We start from the raw sequence: 16,247 nt of genomic DNA on the forward strand, positions 1-16,247 counted from the left end.
ACTTTTCATTGTAACGTTGGCGGGATTCACTCATCTCGGACACCTCGTAATTTGGATAGATCTATTATCTAACTCCCCAATTCGTTGTGTCCACTATTAAGTCTAAATGCAAAAAGGTGCTTACAGCTCGACGCGCCGCGCAAGCCCAGCCGCCAAGGATTAGGTTTGTATCTGAAATTTCACATAAATAGCCCATCTCATAGAAGACCGGCAATTTCAGATACAGAGTAAAACAGAAAGAGGAGGAGAATGGGGTGGAAAAGCAATAGCGTCCGCATTTGAAATCGTCTTAACTTCATCGACCATATGTATGCATTAGACAAAGGACCTGAGGCGGAGCCTCAGTTTTTTTATGAATAGGTACTCCCAAATGAAAAGGCCGCCGTTATAGTCGGCAGCCTTTTTGCTCTAGCGTTCCAATGAGCTCATATAATAGCATTCTTTGAATGCGAATACATTTTATTTTTTGAAATGTGACAGATACTTGAGAACAAGTCCAAGTGCGCCGACGTAATAAGCAATTAATAATACGAAGCCTGTTGGATCAAGGGACATCATGTTGGAAATTAAAAATAAGGGGAAAACATAGAACAGCATATCTTGCAGATAAGTCAGAATCAGAGTGCTGGAGAAGCTTCCAGCTGTGAGTGCTTTATATAAGCCTAGTAAAAAGCTAAGCCCCATAAAACCAAGAACTACCCACATCGAATAGAGCATCCAACCCGTAAGTGTAAGTGTCATTTAGATTCACCTCCCCGTAGGAAGATTTTCTTTCTACTTTATCATATGCTGTCATATGACAAGTCGTACTAGGACAACACGATTATTTTATATAAAAAAGGTGTTTACATAATCAAAATTATGTAAACAAATTTAAAGCTGCATATTGTTCCGATAAATAAGGGGGGAGACGCCTACGTATTTCTTAAATAACCGTGAGAAGTAAAAAACATCTTTATAACCAAGCGAATCTGCGATTTCCTTTACAGTATCGTCCGTATTTAATAGAATATTTTTCGCTGCTGCCATTTTCAAACGGTGAATGTAAGCACCAAGTGGGTAACCAGTATATTCGCTCACGATCCTCCGTAGTGTAGAAAGCGAAATATGGTGGCGTTTTGCGATAACCTCTGCGTCAAAAGGCTGGAATAACGAATCACCGAGGTCGACCATGAGATCGATCAATTGCTGTGTTTTTGTCGTCTCTGCAGGTACTTGATTTTCCAGAATAAATTCAAAAAGCAAGGATTCAAGCAGCAAGGCTGCACGATCTATATTATCGGGTATTCCGCTTTCCATGAGGATAAAAATACGCTCGATTCGATTGTGCTGTGCAGCATCTTCATGCCCAACCTGCTTCGCCAAATCGACTTGTGTAAGCCAACTACTCAGCCATTCCGCTATACGGCTTCCCTCGAATGTGAAGTAGTATTCGTCCCAATAACCATCTGCATCAGGTCCATAATTATAAACAGCTCCAGGTCGAAGGAAGAACAGACTGCCGCTTTCAATGTGTTGAACGGCGCCATCATCGACTTGGTAGGAGCCTTTTCCACCAGCTATATAAACAAATGCCCATTTCTCAAATGAAGCATTAGCTCGAAATGAGATTCGGCCTGGAAGATGTCCAACAGCACGGATAATCAAGGATTGCAACTTCAATTTACTGGAATCAATGGGTAATGTAATGATCCGAAGCGGATAAGGACTGATCATATAGTCCATGAATCTTGGCATATCGTGTATTCCCTCCGTGTAAGCTCCATGGTATCGTTAAATAAAGTGTGAAAAGCGAATAGACTAGAAATCAGAGAGAGAACATGACAACATCGCTAAAACGTTTATTAATGATGAAAGTAAGCTCAAGTATTATATTCAACTACATGGGTATTTTTATAAACCTGTTTATTTGGGAAAAGGGATAACAAATTTTGACGTAGCATAAATTTAGCATTCGTCAGGTATCACGACGGCTCGTTTGAAATGTATGATTCCTTCCGTTATTGCAGGCGGTTTTTTCATTCAATTTCAAGGTATATTCTCACTTATTTTTACCTTTTCCATAACCAATGATAAGCTGTCGATAGCTCTGCTTCAAATTATGTATACCTCATTCACCGTTGCTTCGTTGTTCATTTATCAACGATTTAGCCGAATACGTCAAGTGAGTGATTCCTAGTGGTTGACATTTGGCATGCTCGCAGCCGCGGTTGGATTCTTGCTAGCTTTATTCCCGAAGCCACCGATCCTCATCGTATCCAATATTTTGACAACGATCGAACTTTTCTTTTTCTTAACCATCTGGAGTGCACGACAATTGGTTATCATGAATGATCTGACGCCTGTTCATCAGGCTCGAGTATTGGTTTGGCGGGAGCTGCTGTTAGTACTTTCACGGATGATGATGTTGGCGCTTGTTTCGAAAAAAAGTGATTTACTTGAGAGGGCGAATTAGCTGTAAATGATTGTGTAATAAAATGTGAAGCAAAGCCATAAGCAAAGCGGTGTGAACAAAAATGAGTCGTATGTAGCGAAACGAGTCTGTTTGACCCTCTTAAATAAACCCACATATTTGAAATCCCCAATTGCTCGGAGTCCAAATACGAAGACACAAAGCCAACAGCCCCATTGAACCCATGGAAATGAAGGGAGGGCTGGAAGTAAGCGCCCTTGGATAGATAATAACAGTGCAGCGCTAAACAAGAGAATGGCTACGATTAAAGTGCCTATTGTGCCAGGTTTAAACGTTAGTTCTCCTGATCCGCTTGTAGCAGGGATAACCACTCTGCTTCCCCATTGACCGCCAAATGCCCAGAACACATGTAAGCCTCCGATACAAAATAAAAGGAAAACAGAAATTCCACTGATCATCATCCTTGAATCACAACCTCTCGGAAACGAATACCATCTCTGTCACTATTTTAACTGAAATAAGCTTTTTTCAATAGAAAAAAGCGCGAAATGATAGAAACGCCGCTTTAAATTGTGGTTTTTATATGAATTAACTACATTAAATATTAATATCATTAATTATAATTTTCGACTTTTGGAGTAAGAATATCGTGTTTTATGTAAGGCGAAGCTTTTCGAATGCCCAGATTTTAACCTTTAATTTTTTAGCAAAATGTAAAAGTGGTAGTGTTTCTGGAAGCTGGATCCCAAAAGAGTTAGGGAGGGTATTAACGTTGATTGAAGCTTCAGCCGATTGTAAGGGCCATGGATCATGATCGATTTCTCCTCGATACACATTACCGCGTCGATCTGTGCAATAGAGGCAATAACGTTCTGTTAACCAATATTCTAGAGTTTCAGGATTTGCTAATTTTATGTCGGATGATGGGCGATATTCACAAGTAAATTCACCATGTCGTGCACGGTTATCTTTTCGTAAACTTTGGTAGAATATGGTGTTCTCTGCCTGATGTTGAACTTGAATATGTGCATAAAAGTACGGAAGATGGAAAGCGAAGCGTGCTGCTTCAACAGCGAATCGGTTATGAGCATCTAGACTGAAAAAGTAAACGCCGGGTTTACCGTGTATGGTTACGTAGGTCCTAACATTGATTTCTGGGAAAGCAGAAAAGTAAGGTAACGCAGGTATACCTCTTGGTGCAACGCCTGACATGTGGAAGGGAACAACGCCGATCCATGCTGATCCGTCAAAGGTATCAATGGGAATATGTGCTGGTAGGAGTGGTCTTAATGTTTCGATGGGAATGGGCCAATGAGCAAAGAGTAAATCATTCCAGATTTGGTGCATGATCCAGGGGTTGTCAGGTATTGGCCATGATCGGCTCATAAGTGGTTCTCCTTCTGTATTCGAACTACGAAATTTATTATGTAGATTAATCGTATTGATTTAGTAAGCCGTTGTAAAGGGTTTAGCAAATGTACGCAACTTGATGGGGAATGGGGGAAAACTATGTTATAATAAAACACACAATTGAAAGAAAGCAGGCGACTCACACAGCATGAATGGCCAAAATCGTAAAGATGTGATTCCAGGTATTGAAGTGAATATTGTTTTGAAGAAAGACCAACGCAGCGGGAAGTTAACACGTGGAATTGTCAAAGATTTATTAACCAATTCACCTACCCATCCTCATGGGATTAAAGTAAGACTTGCAGATGGACAGGTTGGACGTGTCAAAGAAATATTATCGCCGGCAAGGTGATTTATAATCCAGGGGGAACGTGAGATGGCGAAAGCAAAAGTATCAAAAAGACCAACGCGGGATGAATTTGTATTGGAAGAGATCGGTAATCAACTGTCCGAAGCGAAGCAGGAGAACTCCGAGATTGTTCTGACGGTTTGGGGGCGTGAAGAACGTGTTCGCGGGATCATAGCGACAATGGATTCACGGACCGGAAGAGTACATATGGAAACGAATGGTGAAATTGATAAAGTTCCGTTCATGGACATTATGAAAGTCGAATACCCAAGAGACTAAGACCGGAAAAACGGTTAATAAGCTTATTCTGCTGTTTTTTATACGGGATAAGCGCAAATTGACCGTTTTTTGCTGTCAAAAAAATTGCACTAAATCTATATTTAACGCAACTTAGATTGTAACGGACGGAGTGAATAGGATTGGGGCAAGTGTACGAGTATGATGATGAGTATTTGGAGCTATTTGACTCATGGATGAAGGATCAGGGTTTTACGAAACGAACACAACAAGCTTACTTAGGGGACGTTCGGTTATTCCTTTCCGGCGTAGAGAAATCATTGCCAACGATTGAGGCAATTGATATCATGCGATTCTTGACGAAAATGCGACAGGGTGGGGCAGGGGATGCCGCGCGTAATCGCTATTTATCTTCGATTCGGACATTTTTCGCGGCGTTGATCGAACTCCAAATTGTGCAGAGCAACCCTTCACTAAACGTGAAAAAATCGAAGGTCGAGAAAAACCAAATTCCCACGTTTCTAAGCGAGCAGCTGCTTGCTGTGTTTTTACAATCGATCGAGGGGAAGTATCAGATCCGGAATGTGGCCATGTTTCTATTGATGAGTTATGCAGGTTTGCGTGTAAGTGAGCTGCATCGACTAAACATCGCTGATTTCAATCGTTCAACGAATTCGCTGCAGGTGTTTGGCAAAGGGCGGAAATGGCGTGTCATTCCTCTTCCTGCCGAACTGGTTAAAGTTCTGAATAAAGCCTTAATGGAACGAATGGATACAAGAAGCTCCGTGGAGCAGCCTTTTTTTGTTTCTCAATTTGGACGGCGAATTAGTGTTCGTATGATTCAAACGATTGCAGAGAAGCATTTCGAGGTGCTGAAGAAGCAGTATGCTGAACTACAAGGGAAGTCGATATCAAGTCACAAGCTTCGGCATACGTTTGCCACGATGCAGGTTCTTGCAGGAACGGATATCCGAACTTTGCAGGAATTGCTTGGACATGCGAGCATCCAGACCACGCAGATTTACACCCATGTCGGAGATAAACAAAAGCAGGATGCAATGAACCGGGTTTCGGCTTTTATTCCAGTAGGGATGGGGATATAGAACAGGAGTTGTAATAATTAGTTCGGGTGGTGCATATAAGGCAACAAAGAGATTACAAAGTAGGATCCAAATTTTGAATAAGTTCTCTTTGGTAGGAGGCATATTTATGGCTATAAGGCCCCCCATTTTACAAAGGGGTGATACCATCGGAATTGTTACTTTAGGAAGTCCGCTTGACGCAACAATCATTGATGAAAGAATTCAAACAATTAAAAATATGGGATTCAAAGTAGTAATTGGGAAATATGCGTATGCTTATGGTGGCATTGTTGCCTCAACAGCGCAGCAACGTGCTGAAGACCTTATGAGTATGTTTGAAAATCGCAGTGTGAAGATGATATTACCTACAAGAGGAGGAACAGGGGTCAAAGATATTTTGCCATACCTTAATTATACGATCATAAAAAACAATCCTAAAATCGTATCTGGATACAGTGATATCACGATTTTATTAAATATCCTGTACCAATTTTCCAATTTAATTACTTTTCAAAGTCTATTGTTAATTGACTTTAGCGCGAGCACACCAACGTATAACTTCAACCAATTTTATTCGGCTACATCAACCCTCACTAGTCCAAGAGTGATTCAAAATCCACCCGGCATGCAGCAGACCAGTCTGATTGAGGGGAATGTTAGAGGTCCGATCGTAGGGGGGAATCTCACTTCATTTGTTGATACCCTTGGAACTCCATACGAAATTGATACGACAGGTAAAATATTGGTCATAGAAGAGACACACGAAGCAACGAATGTGATTTACCGACATTTGACTCATCTAATTATGGCAAGGAAATTTCAAGATTGCGTCGGTGTGGTAATGGGACAATGCACAAATTGCACGAATTCTTATTTTACGACTTATAATGACTTAATAACTAGTGTGGTTGCTCCTCTAGGAAAACCTCTCATGACCAATGTAAGTACAGCTCATGGCATCTATAAAGCAGCAATCCCCATTGGAGCGAACGTAAACCTTGATACTTACAATAACAGGCTTACTGTGCTTGAACCCACGGTAATAGCCTAGTAGCACATTTTACAACTTGTCTAGAACGAAAAAAAGCCGGTAAAAACCGGCTTTTTTTTCATACTAGTTAATTAAACGGCGCGCACCCCAATAATGTGCATCATAGTAGGGAGTACCAAAGAAAGTGCTAATTTTTACTTCCCTCGTACCCATCGTGCCTGCTTGAAGAATTTTGTTATTTCCAAGATAGATACCTACATGGGAGACCCCGCTTGTATAAGTTCCTTGTAGAAATACAAGGTCTCCTTTGCGCAGATCGCTTTTATCAACTGGCGTTCCTAATTGACTCAACAATGCTGACGAATGAAGAAGGTTAAACCCGTTTTGATTAAACGCATATTGTACAAAGCCAGAGCAATCAAAAGCAACATATGGCGTATTGCCGCCAAATACATATGGCGTTCCAAGCTGTTTCATTCCTGTTGCAATGATGGCATCTGCTTTAACTTCCCAGCTCTGTTTATTAGCTGCCTTAACAGGAAGATTAATTACAACACCTGCGTAGATATTTTGCTGATTAACATTTGGATTATTTGCGATGAGATCAGCTAATGGAACATTGAACTTCTGTGAAATGGACCAGAAAGTGTCAGTATCATTAGCGACGTATTGATTCGAAGGCGCCGCATTTGCGATTCCGCTGAATAAAAGACTTGTCGCCATTGCGGTTGTAAGAATAAACTTTCTCATGAATTTCCTCCTAGATGTTATATGTAGTTACTTAAATATTTTATCAGAATGAAGAATTAGAGAATACGAGCAAATTATGGATAAAGTTTGAGGTGGGACAATTTGCATAATATTTGTTTACATAATATATGTTATGTACTCAATTGTTCAGAGAGCCTCAAAATGAATAGCTTGCTTTCCCATGTATGATAAAAGAATTCTAGAAGGGGATCTAGCCAGTTTTACACTATGTCAAATGCAGAGTCTAATTTTGGAACACTATGTATAATGTAAATCGTCATAGAAGTTATATAATATAACATATACAGTAATCATACATTACATTTACATTACGCAACAACGAAGTTCAAATGAGGAGGGACACAATGAATTCAGATCTTTCCCAGCAGAAAGTGGAAATTTCGGTGGATGGCGTCTGCATGGTGTTTGGAAAAAAAGGAAAGCAAGTGACTGTACTCCAAGACATCTCGTTCGATGTAGCCCAGAATGAATTCGTATCCTTACTTGGGCCTTCCGGCTGTGGTAAATCAACGCTGCTGAGGCTGATGGCTGACCTGCTGCAGCCCTCGAGCGGTCAAATTATTATTCAAAAGGAGCATCCGCGGGAAGTGCGTTTGCGCAGGAAATTCGGCATTGTGTTTCAGAATCCCACGCTTTTCGAATGGCGAACCGTACGCGAAAATGTGGAGCTTCCCTTAGAGGTAATGGGGCGTAATCGCGCGGAGTATAGAAGTATGGTCGATCAACTCCTTGAAACCGTAGGATTGACGAAATTCAAAGATTATTACCCTTGGCAGCTAAGTGGCGGCATGCAGCAAAGAGTGGCTATTGCACGAGCTTTATCGCTGGATCCGCCTATTTTGTTTATGGATGAACCATTTTCGGCACTTGATGAATTTACAAAGGAGAAACTGCAATTCGAATTGCTTGAAATTAAGAGAAAAACGAACAAAACGATCGTTTTCGTCACTCATAGTATTCCGGAAGCCGTGTTTTTATCCAATCGAATCATTGTATTATCGGCAAATCCTGGTCGCGTACACTCTGTTCACCACGTTGATTTGGGAGAGGATCGCACTTTGCAAACCCGAGAATCGGAGCGTTTCCATGCGTTGACCTCTTCGATTCGAAATTGCTTTTACGAGGAGAGTGATGCCCTTGATGATCAAATTGGATAGACAATGGCATCAAGCTGCTGTTATTGCTTGCTGGATAGCGGCATTGCTACTCCTCTGGGAAGTGCTCGCTTGGCTGCTCCATAACGTGATTCAAGTCTCACAACCCGATTCTAAACTCCCTTATTTGCATAAGGTGATAACCTCCTTGCAAGACAATCTTCCTACCCTCATCAAGCAAGGCTTCACAACATTCGGCAATGCGATGACTGGTTTCCTGATTGGCACCATTTTCGGCGCCGCCTTAGCCATCTCCATGAGCCTCTCCAAAACGGTTGAATACACGCTAACTCCTTACATAGTCGCTTCTCAAATGGTACCAATCATCGGTCTTGCACCGATCCTGTACGGCATCCTTCATGATCCGAGTCTTTCGCGGATCGTTATGGCAGGTTATGTGACATTTTTCCCTGTCACCATCAACTCGCTTCGCGGGCTGCGCAGTGTGCAGCCTGAACAACTGGAGCTTATGCGCTCCATAGCTGCATCAACCTGGCACAGCTACATGAAGCTCAAGCTGCCATCTGCGCTGCCAGGGCTGTTCGCCGGGCTCAAGATTTCAGCTCCGCTGGCGATCACGGCTTCTATTATCGTTGAGCTGATGGGAGCTCCCGATGGAATCGGCGTGCTAATGGTTAGCTCACTATATTACGGAGCTGCACAAGTATACATGTTCTGGTGCACAGTGCTTGTCTCGATTGCCATTGGCTTTACCACATTTCTAATGCTAGTTCTCCTAGAAAGATGGCTGACACCATGGCAGCCTGATTTCCGCGAAAGCAGGAGGGGAGGCTCATGAAGGAGGTCATTTTAAGTAAAGACCAACAAGCTGCAGTGTCGACGCTAACGAGTTTGGAGGAACCAACCCGAGCTTCCACTGGAAAAGTACGAGCAGGTTACAAGTCTATGTTCACACAGCCATTGAAGCTATTCCCGTATTTATTCGGTCTCGTATTCTTGCTGCTTTGGCAATTCAGAGGGATACACACCATATTTAGCTTAGAACACTATCAGCTGCCTATTCCATCAGATATCCTCACAGCCATGCGCGAGAATGGCGATATTCTGCTTATTTACACGCTGTACACGGGGATTGAAATCATCGGCGGATTCCTCATCGGTTCGCTGCTGGGCTGGCTTGCAGCAGTCGCGGCTTCCTTTCGGCCACAAGAAGGTGCGGGTGCGATTTCGATCATGGCCTCGCTTAATGCAGTGCCGATCGTGGCGCTTGCGCCCATCATGAATAATTGGTTGGGAGACGGCGTCGCATCCCGAATGGGTATCGTTTCGGTCATGACGATGGCTACCATGGCGGTCAGTACCTACAAAGGGCTGCGCTCCATTGAGCCGTCATACTTGGAGTTAATGACTTCGTACGCGGCCAGCACTAGACAGCTTTTTCTCAAATTAAGATTGCCTAAGGCCTTACCGGCGATATTTTCGGCCCTTAAAATCAACATGTCAACGAGCATCATCGGTGCGATAGTGGGGGAGTTTTTCATTGCATCGCGTGGCCTAGGCTACTTGCTTTCGGACCAAATCCGACTGGCCAATATGCCCTTAGCTTGGGCTTGTATTGTCATCGCAGCTATCCTGGGAATTATTTTATATACGATCATTCAACTTGTAGAAAAACGCTTTATACCGTGGTCAATTTCCAATCGCTAAACGAAAATGAATATTTAACATGAGCATCAAGGGATGACACCATCTTTACATACATAGAAATAAATAGGAGAGGATTGGTTCGTTTGAAAAAGAGAATCCTTACTGGCAAATTGGCTTTGATGTTAAGTATGTTCATGGTTTTAGTTCTCGTCACAGCTTGTACTTCCGACAAATCAGCAACCACAACGCCAGCAGCTTCTACCGCAGCAGGTGCAACCAAGTCTCCTTCGGCAGAGCCGCTCAAGAAGGTCAAAATTCAGTTGAAGTGGGTACCGCAAGCGCAGTTCGCCGGAATCTATGCCGCTAAAGAGAAAGGGTTTTACAAGGATGAAGGGATCGATGTCGAAATTGTGCCTGGCGGACCGGATGTCATTATCGAGCAGCAGGTTGTAAATGGCGCTGTCGATATTGGCGTATCAAGCTTTGACTCCTTGTTAGTCAACCGTGACAATGGATTACCTCTCGTCTCATTAGCGCAAGTGACGCAGAAGAGTTCGTACCGTTTATTATCCAAAAAATCGACAGGTATCGATGCACCAGCCAAAATGAAGGACAAAAAGGTCGGGACATGGATGGGCAGCCAGCAGTTCCAAGTGCTTGCTTTTATGGAGAAGAACGGACTTGACCCGAAGAAAGACATTCAATTGGTGAAACAAGGCTTCACGATGGATCAATTCTTTGGGGATCAGCTGGATGTGGCGACAGCAACCATTTATAACGAGTATTATGTTGTGCTTGAAAGCGGTGTGAAAGAGACAGATTTGAATGTGTTTAACTTTGATGATGCCGGTGTTGCGATGCTTGAGGATACACTCATTGCGAAGAAGGACTGGGTCGACAAGAACCATGATCTAACAGTTAAAGCGGTGAGAGCGACAATGAAAGGCTGGAATTATGCGATTGAACACCAGGATGAAGTCGTTGATATCGTGATGAAAAGTGTAACGGCAGGCAGTACAACCAAACAGCACCAAACGACGATGCTGAAGGAGATGGCGAAGCTTGTGAAGCCGGAAGGATTTAAAAATGAACAAGTTGGTTCATTCGTAGATGAATCAGTGACACGGACAGCGGACATTGCGCTTAAATATGGCTTGATTAAAAAACCGGCCGATTTGACTGCGGCTATTGATAAAACGATTTTACAGGGCAAGTGAAGTTTCGGAAAGGAAGGCGGATCGTGGATGACTGTAGTCTGCGATCCTTCTTTACATCATCAGGAAAGGGGAACTGGGCTTATGAGCGCTAACGAGGTTAGTGATCTGGTGACGAAGGAGGACCTGCTTGAGAAGGATCGCAAATATGTGTGGCATCACATGTCAGCACATAACGAGAATCCGATGATACTTGCTTCTGGTGAGGGAAGTTGGGTTACGGATGTGGATGGGAATCGTTATTTGGATGGCATGTCCGGATTATGGTGCGTTAATGTGGGTCACGGTAGAAAAGAAATTGCGGAAGCGGCCGCTGAGCAAATGATGAAAATTGCTTATGCTACGCTCGTTCAATCCCATGTACCCGCGATTGAATTAGCGGCGAAATTGAATGAGTGGCTGGATGGCGAGTATCGGATCTTTTACTCCAATTCAGGGTCTGATGCCAATGAAGTTGCCTTCAAAATTGCTCGCCAATACCATCATCAGAACGGGAAGCCATCCAAACATAAGTTCATCTCGCGGCATCGCGCTTATCATGGCAATTCAATGGGGGCATTGGGTGCAACAGGGCAAGCGCAGCGTAAGTTGAAATATGAACCGCTTGGTGTAGGCTTTCAGCACGTGCCGCCGCCTTATTGTTATCGCTGTCCATTTGGCCAAACGAAGGGGGCATGCAGTTTTCAATGCGCCAAAGCTATCGAAGATGCCATTGTTTGGGAGGGAGCGGATTCTGTTGCTGGTGTAATCGTGGAGCCAGTGATTACGGGAGGCGGGATGATTGTTCCTCCGGACGAGTACTTACCCATGGTGCGCAGCATTTGTGATAAGTATGATGTGCTGCTCATTGTAGATGAAGTAATTTGTGGATTCGGTCGATCCGGTGAGAAGTTCGGTCATCTGAATTATGGAGTGAGACCTGACATTGTTACGATGGCCAAAGGCTTGACCAGTGCGTACTCGCCGCTTTCTGCAACTGCTGTTTCGGCTGAATTGTATGAATCGTTCAAAGATAAAGAAGCGACCAGCCATTTAAGACATATCAATACATTCGGAGGTAATCCAGTCTCTTGCGTTGTTGCGATAAAAAATATGGAGATTTTGGAAAAAGAAAATCTAGTTACTCGCTCTGCTCATATCGGAAACACATTTAGAGCTCAATTAGAACCGCTGCTTGAACACCCGCATGTTGGCGAGATACGCATTTTTGGATCAGCAATGGGCATTGAGCTCGTAGAAGATCAAGTGTCGAAGGTTCCGGCGACTGCTGACCGTGTGTTGAAGATCATTGTAGGCTGCAAGCAAAAGGGTCTGCTTATAGGGAGGAACGGAGATACGGTGCCTGGATTCGCTAACATTCTTACGCTGAGTCCACCGTTATCTTCGACAGATGAGGATGTTGCTTTTATCATTGAGACCTTGTTTGCTGTGTTTGATGCCAATCAGGAGAAAGGATGATAGGTCTTGCCTAGTGCACCTCAGATACAAATTAACGCTTCACGACTGCAACGGCGTATTCAGGAGCTCGCTCAAATCGGGAAAATCGGGGAAACGGGCGTATGCAGGCTTGCTTTGTCCAAAGAAGATCGAGAAGGCGTGGAACTAGTGAAAAGCTGGATGCAAGAAGCTGGGATGGAAGCTTCAATCGATCCATTCGCTAACTTAATTGGGGTACTTAAGGGGAGCAATCCGGATGCACCTGTTCTCATGCTAGGCTCTCATGTGGATTCACAGCCTTATGGCGGTAGATTTGATGGTGCGATAGGTGTACTTGGTGCGATTGAAGTGATCCAAACGCTGGTGGAGGAAGGGATAACGCCAGAATGTAACATTGAAGTTGTTGCCTTCTGCGATGAAGAAGGCTGTCGCTTTAACAAAGGGCTATTCGGCGTTCGTGGAATGACCGGAAAACTTGAAGCAAATGAGTTAGAGCGTACGGACAAAAATGGCGTTACACGCAGAGAAGCTTTGGTTCAGTTCGGGTGCAACCCTGCTGATTTCGAGAGCTATGTGTTCCAAGAAGGTCGGATTGGCGCTTTTCTGGAGCTGCACATCGAGCAAGGTCCAGTTCTGGAGTCACTCGAAGCTCCGATTGGTATCGTCAGCGGAATCTCTGGTCCATTATGGCTCACCGTGGAGATGATCGGCTTCGCCGGGCACGCGGGTTCGGTGCCGATGTCAATGCGCCAAGACGCGCTTCTAGGCTGCGCCAAAATCATTGTGGCGCTCAATGAGTTAGTGCGGCAGGAACCTGGTGCACCGACCGTTGGAACGGTGGGCTCCCTTACGGTGTTTCCTGATTCCCGCAATATCATCCCAGAGAAGGTATCCTTCACCATTGACTTGCGGGACATTGATTTACGGCGTCGAAATGCGCTTGAAGCGGAGCTGCTCAGCGTGATCGAGAACGTGTCGCGCGAGCATGGTCTCACGTATACGATTCGCGAAGATACGAACAGTGAACCCCGCTACTGCGCGAATTGGATCAAGCAAAGCCTGCATCAGGAAGCAGCTCTGATGGGGTTAACCCCGCCAGAGCTGATGAGCGGACCTTTCCATGATTCGCTCACCATGTCTTATGTATGTGACTATGGGATGATTTTCGTTCGATGCCTCGAAGGCATCAGTCACAATCCCAAAGAATATGCTAGTCCAGAGGACATCACGCTGGGCACGGAGCTTTTATACCGCACCGCACGACGGATCGCCACGGAAAAGGGGGGCTTCCAGCCATGAGCAAAGTGAAAATTGGCCTCATTCAAGCTTCTCATGAAGTGCATGGGGATGAGGCTGTGATCAAGCACAAAGAAGCGGCGATACAAAAGCATATCGCATTGGTGCGTAAAGCGGCGCAGCAGGGCGCGCAAATTATTTCTTTGCAGGAAATTTTCTACGGCCCTTATTTCTGCGCAGAGCAAACAACTAGGTGGTACGATGCCGCAGAGGAAATACCGAAGGGGCCAACGACTATGCTTTTTCAGGAACTGGCGAAGGAGCTCGGAGTTGTCATCATCCTTCCCATTTATGAGCGAGAAGGCATCGCTTCGTACTACAATACGGCTGCTGTGATTGATGCGGATGGTACCTATTTGGGCAAATACCGCAAACATCACATTCCACACGTGGCGGCGGGCGGCGGCTCTTGTGGGTTCTGGGAGAAGTATTATTTTAAACCAGGTAATTTGGGCTATCCTGTGTTCGATACAGCGTTTGCCAAGGTTGGGGTTTACATCTGTTACGATCGCCATTTCCCAGAAGGTGCAAGGGCTCTCGGACTCGGCGGAGCTGAGATTGTGTTCAATCCTTCCGCTACAGTAGCGGGGACTTCCGAGTATCTCTGGAAGCTCGAGCAGCCAGCCCATGCCGTGGCTAACGGGTATTATGTTGGTGCCATTAATCGTGTTGGTCTCGAAGCTCCGTGGAACATGGGAGAATTCTATGGTCAATCTTACTTGGTAGATCCGCGTGGTTCGATCGTTTCCATTGGAAGTCGAGATCAAGATGAAGTGGTTATCGGTGAGATGGACAAAGAGTTAATCCGTGAAGTCCGCAATGTTTGGCAATTTTATCGGGATCGCAGGCCAGAAACTTATGATCAAATTGTTAGCTTATAAGCGTGGGAGGGGGAGCGAAGATGAGTTCAACATTTATTTCCTTAACCGATTTGAAACGCAATTTCGCGGAGGTCAAATCCGGCATGAAGCCGAAAGAGGCGATCGAGGAATCGAACCGCTGCTTATTTTGTTACGATGCTCCTTGCATTCGTGCCTGTCCAACGGGGATTGATATTCCTTCTTTTATCAAAAAGATTGCTTCCGGCAATCTCAAAGGCTCCGCACGTACAATCATGGAGGCGAATCCGGTAGGTGCTTCTTGTTCAAGGGTGTGTCCTACAGAGGAGCTTTGTGAAGGGGCTTGTGTACTCAATCATTCGTCCAAGCCTATCCTGATTGGCAACTTACAGCGCTATGCCACAGATTGGGCAATCAAGAATGAACAAATTTTGTTCAAGGCTGGGGAAAGTAATGGGAAGTCGGTTGCTGTAGTTGGTGGCGGCCCTGCTGGTTTATCTGCAGCTCGGGAGCTTGCCCGCTTCGGCTTCAAGGTCACTGTTTTTGAGGCAAAAGAGCAGGCCGGAGGATTAGATACCTACGGGATCGTCTCGTTTCGGCTGCCCCAGGAGATTTCGCTATGGGAAGTCGAACAGGTTAGGCAGTTAGGTGTGGAATTCCGCATGAGCACGCGAGTTGGCATAGATATTAGTGGCGCAGATTTACTCGATGACTATGATGCTGTTGTTCTGGCTGTGGGAATGTCAAAGGTTCCGATGCTCGGTATTGAAGGCGAATCCTTGGCGGGCGTGTACGATGCCATTGATTTCGTGGAATCCACGAAGACTGAACAGGAGCTGGACACATCCCTCGTTGGGAAGCGGGTAGCGGTCATTGGAGCGGGGAATACAGCCATTGATGCGGCCACGTGCTCAGTGAGACTAGGTGCTGAAAAGGTACAAATTGTTTATCGGCGTACGCAGGAAGAGATGACGGCGTATGATTTTGAATATGATTTCGCTAAGCAGGATGGCGTTGCGTTTCGATGGCTTACGGCTCCAAAACGGATCATCGGGGATGCGAATGGGAATGTCGTGGCATTAGAATGTCTGCGGATGGAGCTTGAGGATGTGGAAGCGGGACGCAAACGTCCGGTTCCCATTGAAGGCTCAGAATTCATATTTGAGGTAGATGCCGTTATTAAAGCGATTGGGCAGACGAGGCATGTTTCCCTCATTGATCAATTCGAACTTGCACACACGCGAGGAACCGTTACGGTTGATCCATTAACAGGCCAAACGTCCAATCCCAAGGTGTATGCAGCGGGCGACGTCATTTTCGGCGAAGGACAGGGAGAAGCAATGGTTGTATCTGCGGCACAGCAAGGCAAACAAACGGCATATGCTATTTATAATCAACTGGTGAAAAGGGAAAATGCATCGGCTTAATGACTTTCTAAATGGATCG

General features: G+C 44.8%; 19 protein-coding genes. 14 read left to right on the forward strand and 5 right to left on the reverse strand.

The window, feature by feature from the left end; genetic code table 11:
• Nucleotides 1–459: 459 nt before the first annotated feature.
• Both AC58UU_RS23670 and AC58UU_RS23675 read right to left on the reverse strand, forming a co-directional pair.
• Nucleotides 460–741: a hypothetical protein gene (locus AC58UU_RS23670; RefSeq protein WP_497319365.1), complete on the reverse strand. Its 282-nt coding sequence runs from the start codon at nucleotides 739–741 to the stop codon at nucleotides 460–462.
• A gap of 132 nt (nucleotides 742–873) precedes the next feature.
• A complete protein-coding gene (locus AC58UU_RS23675) occupies nucleotides 874–1,737 on the reverse strand; it encodes a helix-turn-helix transcriptional regulator (RefSeq protein WP_497319366.1) in 864 nt (287 codons plus the stop codon).
• Between the two features lie 241 nt (nucleotides 1,738–1,978).
• Between AC58UU_RS23675 and AC58UU_RS23680 the strand changes: the two genes are divergently transcribed.
• On the forward strand, nucleotides 1,979–2,179 hold the full coding sequence (locus tag AC58UU_RS23680) for a hypothetical protein (RefSeq protein ID WP_497319367.1): 201 nt from the start codon (nucleotides 1,979–1,981) through the stop codon (nucleotides 2,177–2,179).
• Nucleotides 2,180–2,194: 15 nt separating this feature from the next.
• Nucleotides 2,195–2,455, forward strand: coding sequence for a hypothetical protein (locus tag AC58UU_RS23685; protein ID WP_497319369.1), 261 nt, complete (start codon nucleotides 2,195–2,197; stop codon nucleotides 2,453–2,455).
• Here AC58UU_RS23685 and AC58UU_RS23690 read toward each other — a convergent pair.
• Nucleotides 2,452–2,874: a DUF3995 domain-containing protein gene (locus AC58UU_RS23690; protein ID WP_497319370.1), complete on the reverse strand. Its 423-nt coding sequence runs from the start codon at nucleotides 2,872–2,874 to the stop codon at nucleotides 2,452–2,454. The genes AC58UU_RS23685 and AC58UU_RS23690 overlap by 4 nt on opposite strands.
• 193 nt (nucleotides 2,875–3,067) lie before the next feature.
• Nucleotides 3,068–3,799 (reverse strand): YqjF family protein, encoded by a 732-nt coding sequence (locus tag AC58UU_RS23695; RefSeq protein ID WP_497319371.1) that lies wholly within the window; start codon nucleotides 3,797–3,799, stop codon nucleotides 3,068–3,070.
• Between the two features lie 172 nt (nucleotides 3,800–3,971).
• On the opposite strand from AC58UU_RS23695, the gene AC58UU_RS23700 reads away from it, so the two are divergent.
• The 4 genes from AC58UU_RS23700 to AC58UU_RS23715 all read left to right on the forward strand — a co-directional run bounded on the left by AC58UU_RS23700 (nucleotide 3,972) and on the right by AC58UU_RS23715 (nucleotide 6,542).
• Nucleotides 3,972–4,175, forward strand: coding sequence for a YwbE family protein (locus tag AC58UU_RS23700; RefSeq protein ID WP_497319372.1), 204 nt, complete (start codon nucleotides 3,972–3,974; stop codon nucleotides 4,173–4,175).
• A 24-nt stretch (nucleotides 4,176–4,199) separates the two neighbouring features.
• The gene (locus tag AC58UU_RS23705) at nucleotides 4,200–4,451 is read left to right on the forward strand and encodes a YolD-like family protein (RefSeq protein WP_497319373.1); all 252 of its coding nucleotides are present in this window, start codon (nucleotides 4,200–4,202) and stop codon (nucleotides 4,449–4,451) included.
• A gap of 149 nt (nucleotides 4,452–4,600) precedes the next feature.
• Entirely contained in the window at nucleotides 4,601–5,512 is a 912-nt protein-coding gene (locus AC58UU_RS23710; RefSeq protein WP_497319718.1) for a tyrosine-type recombinase/integrase, read from the forward strand.
• 106 nt (nucleotides 5,513–5,618) lie between these two features.
• A complete protein-coding gene (locus AC58UU_RS23715) occupies nucleotides 5,619–6,542 on the forward strand; it encodes a S66 peptidase family protein (RefSeq protein ID WP_497319374.1) in 924 nt (307 codons plus the stop codon).
• Between the two features lie 63 nt (nucleotides 6,543–6,605).
• Here the strand turns inward: AC58UU_RS23715 and AC58UU_RS23720 are convergent, their stop codons facing one another.
• Complete coding sequence (locus AC58UU_RS23720; RefSeq protein ID WP_497319375.1) at nucleotides 6,606–7,232, reverse strand: C40 family peptidase; 627 nt, start codon at nucleotides 7,230–7,232, stop codon at nucleotides 6,606–6,608.
• Nucleotides 7,233–7,597: 365 nt separating this feature from the next.
• Here AC58UU_RS23720 and AC58UU_RS23725 point away from each other — a divergent pair, with 365 nt between their 5' ends.
• The 8 genes from AC58UU_RS23725 (at nucleotide 7,598) to AC58UU_RS23760 (ending at nucleotide 16,228) form a co-directional block, all read left to right on the forward strand.
• Nucleotides 7,598–8,410: an ABC transporter ATP-binding protein gene (locus AC58UU_RS23725; RefSeq protein WP_497319377.1), complete on the forward strand. Its 813-nt coding sequence runs from the start codon at nucleotides 7,598–7,600 to the stop codon at nucleotides 8,408–8,410.
• Nucleotides 8,394–9,206, forward strand: a complete 813-nt coding sequence (locus AC58UU_RS23730) for an ABC transporter permease (protein ID WP_497319720.1) — start codon at nucleotides 8,394–8,396, stop codon at nucleotides 9,204–9,206. Before AC58UU_RS23725 ends, AC58UU_RS23730 begins: the two co-directional genes overlap by 17 nt.
• Complete coding sequence (locus tag AC58UU_RS23735; RefSeq protein ID WP_497319378.1) at nucleotides 9,203–10,075, forward strand: ABC transporter permease; 873 nt, start codon at nucleotides 9,203–9,205, stop codon at nucleotides 10,073–10,075. The genes AC58UU_RS23730 and AC58UU_RS23735 overlap by 4 nt, the downstream gene beginning before the upstream one ends.
• A gap of 83 nt (nucleotides 10,076–10,158) precedes the next feature.
• Nucleotides 10,159–11,232 (forward strand): ABC transporter substrate-binding protein, encoded by a 1,074-nt coding sequence (locus AC58UU_RS23740; RefSeq protein WP_497319380.1) that lies wholly within the window; start codon nucleotides 10,159–10,161, stop codon nucleotides 11,230–11,232.
• A gap of 81 nt (nucleotides 11,233–11,313) precedes the next feature.
• On the forward strand, nucleotides 11,314–12,687 hold the full coding sequence (locus AC58UU_RS23745) for an aspartate aminotransferase family protein (protein WP_497319381.1): 1,374 nt from the start codon (nucleotides 11,314–11,316) through the stop codon (nucleotides 12,685–12,687).
• 6 nt (nucleotides 12,688–12,693) lie between these two features.
• Complete coding sequence (locus tag AC58UU_RS23750; protein WP_497319382.1) at nucleotides 12,694–13,965, forward strand: M20 family metallo-hydrolase; 1,272 nt, start codon at nucleotides 12,694–12,696, stop codon at nucleotides 13,963–13,965.
• The gene (locus AC58UU_RS23755; RefSeq protein ID WP_497319383.1) at nucleotides 13,962–14,843 is read left to right on the forward strand and encodes a nitrilase-related carbon-nitrogen hydrolase; all 882 of its coding nucleotides are present in this window, start codon (nucleotides 13,962–13,964) and stop codon (nucleotides 14,841–14,843) included. The genes AC58UU_RS23750 and AC58UU_RS23755 overlap by 4 nt, the downstream gene beginning before the upstream one ends.
• Before the next feature lie 20 nt (nucleotides 14,844–14,863).
• A complete protein-coding gene (locus AC58UU_RS23760) occupies nucleotides 14,864–16,228 on the forward strand; it encodes an NAD(P)-dependent oxidoreductase (protein WP_497319384.1) in 1,365 nt (454 codons plus the stop codon).
• The last annotated feature ends 19 nt before the right edge of the window (nucleotides 16,229–16,247 follow it).

This window comes from Paenibacillus sp. JT22N1, assembly GCF_059692155.1.

Excerpts from the sequence above, each read along its gene's own strand:
- AC58UU_RS23760 (WP_497319384.1), top strand. The coding sequence starts at position 14,864 with ATGAGTTCAACATTTATTTCCTTAACCGATTTGAAACGCAATTTCGCG.
- AC58UU_RS23675 (WP_497319366.1), bottom strand. The coding sequence starts at position 1,737 with ATGCCAAGATTCATGGACTATATGATCAGTCCTTATCCGCTTCGGATC.
- AC58UU_RS23745 (WP_497319381.1), top strand. The coding sequence starts at position 11,314 with ATGAGCGCTAACGAGGTTAGTGATCTGGTGACGAAGGAGGACCTGCTT.
- AC58UU_RS23705 (WP_497319373.1), top strand. The coding sequence starts at position 4,200 with ATGGCGAAAGCAAAAGTATCAAAAAGACCAACGCGGGATGAATTTGTA.
- AC58UU_RS23700 (WP_497319372.1), top strand. The coding sequence starts at position 3,972 with ATGAATGGCCAAAATCGTAAAGATGTGATTCCAGGTATTGAAGTGAAT.
- AC58UU_RS23735 (WP_497319378.1), top strand. The coding sequence starts at position 9,203 with ATGAAGGAGGTCATTTTAAGTAAAGACCAACAAGCTGCAGTGTCGACG.
- AC58UU_RS23695 (WP_497319371.1), bottom strand. The coding sequence starts at position 3,799 with ATGAGCCGATCATGGCCAATACCTGACAACCCCTGGATCATGCACCAA.
- AC58UU_RS23670 (WP_497319365.1), bottom strand. The coding sequence starts at position 741 with ATGACACTTACACTTACGGGTTGGATGCTCTATTCGATGTGGGTAGTT.
- AC58UU_RS23685 (WP_497319369.1), top strand. The coding sequence starts at position 2,195 with ATGCTCGCAGCCGCGGTTGGATTCTTGCTAGCTTTATTCCCGAAGCCA.
- AC58UU_RS23725 (WP_497319377.1), top strand. The coding sequence starts at position 7,598 with ATGAATTCAGATCTTTCCCAGCAGAAAGTGGAAATTTCGGTGGATGGC.
- AC58UU_RS23730 (WP_497319720.1), top strand. The coding sequence starts at position 8,394 with ATGATCAAATTGGATAGACAATGGCATCAAGCTGCTGTTATTGCTTGC.
- AC58UU_RS23720 (WP_497319375.1), bottom strand. The coding sequence starts at position 7,232 with ATGAGAAAGTTTATTCTTACAACCGCAATGGCGACAAGTCTTTTATTC.
- AC58UU_RS23690 (WP_497319370.1), bottom strand. The coding sequence starts at position 2,874 with ATGATGATCAGTGGAATTTCTGTTTTCCTTTTATTTTGTATCGGAGGC.
- AC58UU_RS23755 (WP_497319383.1), top strand. The coding sequence starts at position 13,962 with ATGAGCAAAGTGAAAATTGGCCTCATTCAAGCTTCTCATGAAGTGCAT.
- AC58UU_RS23715 (WP_497319374.1), top strand. The coding sequence starts at position 5,619 with ATGGCTATAAGGCCCCCCATTTTACAAAGGGGTGATACCATCGGAATT.